The 7,288-nt window shown below is 73.7% G+C and carries 7 protein-coding genes; 1 reads left to right on the top strand and 6 read right to left on the bottom strand.

The annotated features are described in order from the left end of the window. On the bottom strand, positions 1-477 hold a 477-nt coding region (locus tag VGD85_RS05895; RefSeq protein ID WP_331062514.1), incomplete at its 3' end, for a hypothetical protein. A gap of 29 nt (positions 478-506) precedes the next feature. Between VGD85_RS05895 and VGD85_RS05890 the strand changes: the two genes are divergently transcribed. Next, positions 507-1,526 (top strand): TIGR03617 family F420-dependent LLM class oxidoreductase, encoded by a 1,020-nt coding sequence (locus tag VGD85_RS05890; RefSeq protein WP_331062513.1) that lies wholly within the window; start codon positions 507-509, stop codon positions 1,524-1,526. On the opposite strand, the gene VGD85_RS05885 is transcribed toward VGD85_RS05890, so the two are convergent. From VGD85_RS05885 to VGD85_RS05865, 5 genes are all read right to left on the bottom strand, one after another. Next, a complete protein-coding gene (locus VGD85_RS05885; protein ID WP_331062512.1) occupies positions 1,513-1,722 on the bottom strand; it encodes a hypothetical protein in 210 nt (69 codons plus the stop codon). The genes VGD85_RS05890 and VGD85_RS05885 overlap by 14 nt on opposite strands. After that, positions 1,719-3,188: an NAD(P)/FAD-dependent oxidoreductase gene (locus VGD85_RS05880; protein WP_331062511.1), complete on the bottom strand. Its 1,470-nt coding sequence runs from the start codon at positions 3,186-3,188 to the stop codon at positions 1,719-1,721. The genes VGD85_RS05885 and VGD85_RS05880 overlap by 4 nt, the downstream gene beginning before the upstream one ends. A 111-nt stretch (positions 3,189-3,299) precedes the next feature. Then, positions 3,300-3,956: a hypothetical protein gene (locus VGD85_RS05875; protein ID WP_331062510.1), complete on the bottom strand. Its 657-nt coding sequence runs from the start codon at positions 3,954-3,956 to the stop codon at positions 3,300-3,302. 29 nt (positions 3,957-3,985) lie between these two features. Then, the gene (locus tag VGD85_RS05870; protein ID WP_331062509.1) at positions 3,986-4,888 is read right to left on the bottom strand and encodes an LLM class flavin-dependent oxidoreductase; all 903 of its coding nucleotides are present in this window, start codon (positions 4,886-4,888) and stop codon (positions 3,986-3,988) included. Between the two features lie 6 nt (positions 4,889-4,894). After that, positions 4,895-7,288: M12 family metallo-peptidase (locus VGD85_RS05865; RefSeq protein ID WP_331062508.1), on the bottom strand; the 2,394-nt coding region annotated here is incomplete at its 5' end.

Below are 7,288 nucleotides of genomic sequence, written 5' to 3'. Positions count from 1 at the left end.
CGAGGCCAGCTCGTCGGCGATCGTGGCGAGCTCGGCGCCGGCGGTCCCGCCGACCTCGGTGAGCAGCCGCTCCTTCTCCGCCAGCGCTCGGTCCCGCCGGCCGTGCACGTCCCCGAGCGCGGCCAGCTCGGCCTCGGCCCGCCGCACCTCGTCGTGGGTGCTCACGAGCCACGCGTCGGCCCGCGCGGCGGCGTACTCGGCCGCCTGCCGCTCGGCCTCCTCGCGATCGAGGTCGGTGTCGCGGCTGCCCTTGAGCGTCGCCCAGATGCGGGTCGGGCTGAACGACTCCAGGGTCCGGACGTCCTCGGTCTCGGCTGCGAGCCGGGCATGGGCCTGCACGGCCGCGCCCTTCGCGGACTCCTCCGACGCGCGCGCCCGTTGCAGCCGCGCGCTCACGCGGCCGTGCTCGGCGACGGCCTCGAGCGCCGCCCCCAGCTCCTCGTGCACCTGCCTGGCCCGATCCCCCGTGGTGGTCACGGGACCACCGTAGACGCCAGGATGTGCGCGTGCTCCTCGACGTGCAGCTCGACGGCCGGCCCGACCGGGCGGCGCGGCGCGCCCGCGAGCTGACCGAGGCCGGCGTGGCGGGGCTGTTCACGTTCGAGGGGCCGCACGACGTGTTCCTGCCGCTGGCGGCGGCCGCGGGGGCGGTCGAGACCGACTTGATGACCAACGTCGCGATCGCGATCCCGCGCAGCCCGATGCACCTCGCGCACGCGGCGTACGACCTGCAGCTGCTCTCGCGCGGCCGCTTCCGGCTCGGGCTGGGCTCGCAGATCCGGCCGCACATCGAGCGCAGGTACGGCGCGACGTGGAGCCGGCCCGCGGCCCGGATGCGCGAGGCGGTGCTGGCGGTCAAGGCGATCCTCACGTCCTGGCAGGACGGCACGCCGCTGGACTTCCGCGGGGAGTTCACCCAGCACACGCTGATGCCACCCACGTTCGTGCCCGGCCCGAACCCGTACGGCGTGCCGCCGGTCCTGCTCGGGGCGCTCGGCCCGGTGATGACGCGGACGGCTGCCGAGGTCGCCGACGGCCTGCTGGTGATGCCGTTCCACAGCCACCGGCACGTGCGGGAGCGGACCCTGCCGGCGGTCGACGAGGGCCTCGCGCGCGCCGGCCGCACCCGTGCGGACCTCGCGATCGTGCCGCAGGCGATCGTCGCGATGGGCCGCACCGCCGACGAGCTCGCCCGCGCGACCACAGGGGTGCGCGGGCTGCTGGCGTTCTACGGCTCGACCCCGGCGTACCTCCCGGTGCTCGAGGTCGAGGGCTGGGCCGAGGTGCAGCCCGAGCTGCACCGGCTGTCCAAGCAGGGCGACTGGGCCGCCATGCTCGGCCTGGTCACCGACGAGATGGTCGAGACGCTCGCCGTCCGCGGCACCCCTGAGGAGTGCGCGGCGGAGATCGAGCGGCGGTTCGGTGACCTGGCCGAGCGGGTGTGCTGCTACTTCCCGGGGTACGACGCGCCGCTGGGCCAGATCGGCGACCTGGCGGCGGCGCTCGCCCGTGTCAGTGCCGGATGATCTTGACGATCCGGGCGTTGAACACCGCGAACCGGACCAGCTGGGCGGGGATGGAGCGTCGGTGCCGCAGGGTGCGCCTGGTCGGCAGCGGCGCGGAGCTCAGGTCGGCGACCGGCTGCGGCTCCTCGGCGGCGGGGCCGGACGGGCCGGACGGGGTGGACTGGGTGGACGGGGCGGACTCGGTCATGGCGCTCACTCCGGGATCATCTGCCAGCCCGGGCGGGCCTTGGCCTTGTAGAGGAAGAGGTGGTGGAGCATCAGCTTCACCCAGTGCCCGCTCAGTCCGATCTCGCCGCGGGTGCCGGACAGGTCCCGGCCGGTCGGGTTGCGGGAGTAGTCGGGGACGACGGGGTTCATCGTCATCGAGGCGGCCGAGCCGGTGCGCAGACCGGCGCCGGCGGAGGCGACACAGGCCGCACCCATGTCGGCCATCGAGGCGCGGTGCGGCTCGGCCGACGCGCCGTGCTTGATCCGGTCGACGATCGTGCGGGCGGCGGTCTTGCCCATCACCCCGGACGGCATGCCGGTGCGCGGCGGCGAGGGCGCGATCACGGTGCCGTTGGCGCTCGTGCGCGGCCGGGAGATCTGGTGCGGCGGGGCGAACGCGATGCCGACGGCGAAGAGGTTGTCGTAGCCGGGCGCGAGGTACGTCGACGGCCAGTCCGAGGCGCGCCACTCGTCGTACGGCTTGGGGGTGTAGTCGGCGTCGACCTTCATGAACCCGCTCGGCGCGAACAGCTCGGCGGTGATGTCGGCGCCCGTGCGGTCGAAGGCCTGGAGCGGGACGCCGCCGAACGGCGGCAGCAGCATCGCGAAGTCGAAGGCCAGGCGGTGGTGGGCGCCGTCGAGCGTCTCGTAGTGCACGACGCCCTCGGTGACCCGCTCGACGTGCGCCCCGAGGATCGCCTCGACGTTGCGTTCGCGGAACAGCGAGGCGGTCCAGAGCTCGCTGCTGGTCTGGAAGCCGCGCTCCTCGAACGTCATCCCGTCGACCCCGAAGTCGCCGAGCTGGGCCTCGTTGCTCAGGTAGACCAGGCGTGCCAGGTCGCGGACGCCGGCCTCGCGGAGCTGGTGGTCGACGTTGAAGACGTACTCGAACGCCGCGCCCTCGCAGGTGCAGGTGCCGTGGCCCATGCCGACGACGAGGGTCTGGGGTACGCCGGCGCGGAGCCGTCCGATGACCTCGTCCAGCCGCGCGGCCGCCTCGGTCGCGTGGTCGGCGGTGCACACCGACAGGGAGTGACCCTCGGGCCCGAGGCCCTCGGTCGCCTCGAAGCGCAGGCGGGGGCCGGTGGCGTTGATGAGGTAGTCGTAGCGGATCTTGTCGGCCTCCCCGGCGTGGCCGGGGGCGGTCGCGACGATGTCCACCGCGCCGCGCGGGTCCTGCTCGTCGCCCTGGGGCCAGATCGCGACGGCCTTGGCCTGGCGGAACGCGATGCCCTTGCGTCGATAGACGGGCTCGAGGGGGAACACGACGTCGGGCTTGCGCATCTTGCCGACGCCGACCCAGATGTTGGAGGGGATCCAGTTCCAGTTGGAGTTCGGCGAGACCACGGTGACCGTGTGCTCCTTGCCGAGGGATCGCCTGCCGAGCATGCGGGAGAGATGGAGTGCCGCGGTGTGGCCGGAGATCCCGGCTCCCAGGATGACGACGTCCGCCATGAAGACCTGCCTTTCGGGGTGCTGAGGTCGGCGTCAAGATACCCCGGGGGGTATCCACTGCCAACCAAGGCAAGCCTCACCACGTCGACCCGCCCGAAAGTCCCGGGCGGGTCAACGACGGGCGCGCTCCGGGGCCGCGGCGTGGATCGCGACGCCCGCGAACCCGACCAGCAACAGCAGGACGGTCGCCTTGGAGAGGAACTCCGGGAGCACCCCGGTGACCGGGAACGTGAGCACGTGCAGCAGCAGCGCGACCGGGACCCAGCGCGGGACCGTGCCGGCGCGCAGCAGCGCGATGCCGAGCAGCAGCTCGCCCAGGTAGATCCCCGCGATCCAGGCGTAGAGGAAGACCGCGAGCCCGGCGTCCCCGGCGACGTCGTCGATGTTGCCGCTGCGGATCGCGTTGGTGTTCACCAGGGCCCGGAAGAACGCCATCAGCATCGCGAACCCGGCCGTCCCGATGAAGCCGACCTCGAGCACGGCGCCGCTGAGCATCCCGAGCCGCCAGCCGCGGTGGTCGAAGAGCGAGAGGATCGCGGGCAGACCGAGGGTCAGCCCGATCGAGGCGATGAAGAAGATCACCGCGGCCGCCATCCACTGCCCGCCCTGCTCGCGGACGATGCGCAGGGAGTCCGAGGTGTCGTCCGAGGCCGGCAGCAGGAACCCGCCGAGGGCGAGCGCGACCGCCCCCGTGACCAGCAGTGCCGCCGACACCGGCAGCCAGTCCATGCGCACGAGCACACCGTAGGTCCAGACGACGGCGGGCATCGGGCGAACGGCCGGGTTGCCCGGCGATCTCACCCGAACAGGTGGGCGACCCGGTCGACCTGCGCGGGGTCGGCGCTCGTGGGGATCAGCTGCACCTCGTCGGCACCCAGGTCCTCGATCCGCCGCAGGGCGTCGCGCAGGTCCCCCGGCGGGCCTGCGAAGCCGGCGGTCGCGGCCAGCGCGTCGACGTGCGCTGCCGGGATCCAGTTCATGTAGTGGCGCAGGTGGCGGCGTACCTGCTCGCGGGCCGCGTCCTCCTCGCCGAGCGCGAACCAGAACGACGTCGTCAGCCGCGGCGCCGGCCGGCCCGCCTCGCCCCACGCGTCACGGGCGAGGGCGAAGACCCGCCCGATCTCGGCCGGGTCGAGGTCCAGCGACATGCCGGCCAGGCCGTCGGCCCAGGTCGCGGCGCTGCGGATCGTGCGCGGGCCGAGGGTGCCGACCAGCAGCTCGGGGCCGCCCGGCTGCACCGGCGCGGGGCCGACGGGGCGTACGGCGTCCGCCACGTGCTCGCCCGCCCAGACCCGCCGCATGGTCGCGACCCGGTCGGCCATGGCGGCCATGGTCCGGGTGGCGAGGTCGGCGCCGGCCGCGCGGTAGTCCTCCTCGCGGCCGCCGACGCCCAGGCCGACGGTGAGCCGGCCGTGGCTGAGCCGGTCGCCGGTGGCGAGCGCCTTCGCGAGCGGGACGGGGGCGTGCAGCTGCGGCACCACCACCGTCTGCACGATCCGGACCCGGGCGGTCCAGGCGGCCACCGCCCCGAGCAGGGTGAGCGAGTCGGGGTTGTCGAAGGCCATCCGCTCCCCGAAGCACACCGAGGAGAACGGACCGGCGTCGACCGCCCGCGCCCAGGTCTCCAGGGTGTCCGACCGGTCCCACAGGTCGGGCTCCATCACCGGCAGGGTCATCCCGACGTCCATCGCAGGGGCCACCGCGGCTCAGCGGATCCGGAACGAGTGGTCGCTGAGGTCGAAGAAGTAGTTGCCGACCGCCTCGACCTTCAGCCAGGCCTTGCGGGTCCTGACCTTGGGGAACCGGACCTTCGCGGAGCCGTCGTTGGCGGTGGTGGTCAGCACCCGGCGCCAGGTGCGGCCGTTGTCGGTCGACAGCACGATGCGGACCCGGTGGGCCAGCCGCCGGGTGTTGTTGACCTTCCAGGTGACGGTCCTGGTGGCGCCGCGGGCGACCGAGCCGCCCTTCGCGAACGACGTGACGAGGAACGGACCGGCGTTGCGGGCGAGCCTGAGCGTCACCTCGTCGTAGCCCACGCCGCCCCCGCCGGGCACCCGGTCGCGGGCGGTCAGCCGGAAGTGCAGCGCGCCCTGGTAGGCCGCGGTGGGCAGGAACTCCGAGTAGCAGTCCCGCGGCCGCGGGGCGACCGGCACGTAGTCGTCGAGGTTGTCGGGCAGGGGCGCGACCGCGGGGCAGCGGCCGGACCTGGCGTTGGTGTTGCCGGCCAGGATCTGCGCGAGGTCGGGGAAGGTCCGCGACCGGCTGGCGGTGGCAGCGTTCTCGCCCGGGGCGTGGTACTGCAGGGTGTCGGAGGGCGAGACGTCGGCGTACGTGCCGAACACCCGGAACAGCGGCCCCCACGGCTTCCAGTTGCTGACCAGGGACGTGCCGGCGTGGCCGGCGGCGTCGTCGTTCTGCTCCCACAGGTAGACCAGCGGGTCGCCGTCGGGGTCGGTGCCCGAGCCGGTCAGCGTGAACGGGGTGCGGACCGGGATCGTGCGCGACGCCGGCGCCGTGACCACGGGGGCGTGGTTGCCGGTCGGGTTGACCGCGAAGCCCTGGTTGCCGGGCGCGCCGCCCTTGGCGGTCTCGCCGACCACTGCGCTCGCGCCGGACGCCGACACCACGAGGTCGGCCATGTCGGCGCGGTCGCTGTCGGCGGTGTAGGGGTCGGCGTCGCCGGCGAAGCTCACCTGGAAGCCGGTGTCGTCGGGGGCGGTCAGCGGCGCCGGGTAGGTCTCCCCACCGGAGTAGGGGTCGTAGCCCCACCCGACGACGGTGACGTCCTCCCCGGTGAGCGCCTCGATCGCGGTCTCGATGTTGGCCGCGGTGTAGGCGGTCGTGCCCACGCCGCCGCGGGTCAGCGTGAACGTCAGGGGCGAGCCCGGGTAGCCCAGCGTGATCGAGTCGCCGTCGGTGTCGAAGCCGGAGAGCGAGACGTTCTGCACCTCGACCGGCGCCGGGGCGTCGGTGCTGGTGTAGGCGGTGACCTCGTCCTGGGTGCGCTGGGAGAAGTAGGGGTCGGTGTGCGGCTGCAGGTCGTCTTGCAGGCAGATGCCGGCGTAGGCCATGACCGACGAGCCGGAGCCGGGCTCGACCGAGGCGACGTCCGCGCGGTTCTGGCCCGAGCAGGCGTACTGGACGCCGTTGAACGTGTGGTTGCCGCCGAACTGGTGGCCCATCTCGTGGGCGACGTAGTCGATCGCCATGAAGTCACCGGTCGGGTCGGACAGGCCGGTGCAGCCCATGCCCTTCTCGATGCTGCCCACCACGCCGAGGCCGGCGATGCCGCCGCCGTCGACGCCGAGCATCAGGTGGCCGATGTCGTAGTGGGAGGCCCCGATGATCTGGCCGAGCACGGTCTGGGTGCGGACCAGCCCGGGGACGTCGCAGTAGTCGAGCTGACCGGGCACGTACGACGGCGTGCCGGGCTCGCCCGACGCCGGGTTGAAGCACGGGTGGGCGCCGCACGGGCCGTCGGGCCCGGACGCCTTGGCGTCCGTGTCGAGGTTGAGGTCGTCGGTGCCGTCGACCAGCACCATGTCGATCGCGAGGTCGTCGTTGTAGATCTGGTTGACGCGGGTCATCAGCGTGACCTTCTCGGCGGTCACGTTGGCACTGCCGAAGTAGGTCGCGTACGACGGGTCGCTGAGCAGCGCGAGCCGGTAGACCCGCTGCTGCACCGCGGCATCGGCCGCCCGCCGGCCGGTGCGGCCCTCGACCGCGGGAGCGACCCGCGGCAGCTCGCGCTCGGCGATCTCGGTCTCGGGCCGCGGCAGGCTGCCGCCGTAGTAGCTCAGGTGCGCGGTGGTGCCGCGGGTGTTGTAGGCGGGGTCGACGTACCACGCCCCCTGGCCGCCGGTGCGCACGGACGCGTGGAAGCCCATCGGCGTCACGTCCATCGCGATCGTGGTGCCGGGGTGGTCGAGCGAGCGCCCGGCCCACGTGGAGATCTCGGGGTGGGCGGCGGCGAGGCCGGCCTCCATCAGCTGGGTGCGCTGCACCGCGAACCGCTCGGTGCCGCCGGACGGCGTGGGCACCGCGAACACCGTGGCGTCCGCCGACCCGGCCACCGGCGCGGACCGCAGGGCCGCGCGCAC

The organism is Nocardioides sp. (assembly GCF_036401255.1).
GTDB lineage: Bacteria > Actinomycetota > Actinomycetes > Propionibacteriales > Nocardioidaceae > Nocardioides.
The sequence above is the reverse complement of the archived record's forward strand: the minus strand, read 5'-3'. Positions and strand labels throughout refer to the sequence as shown.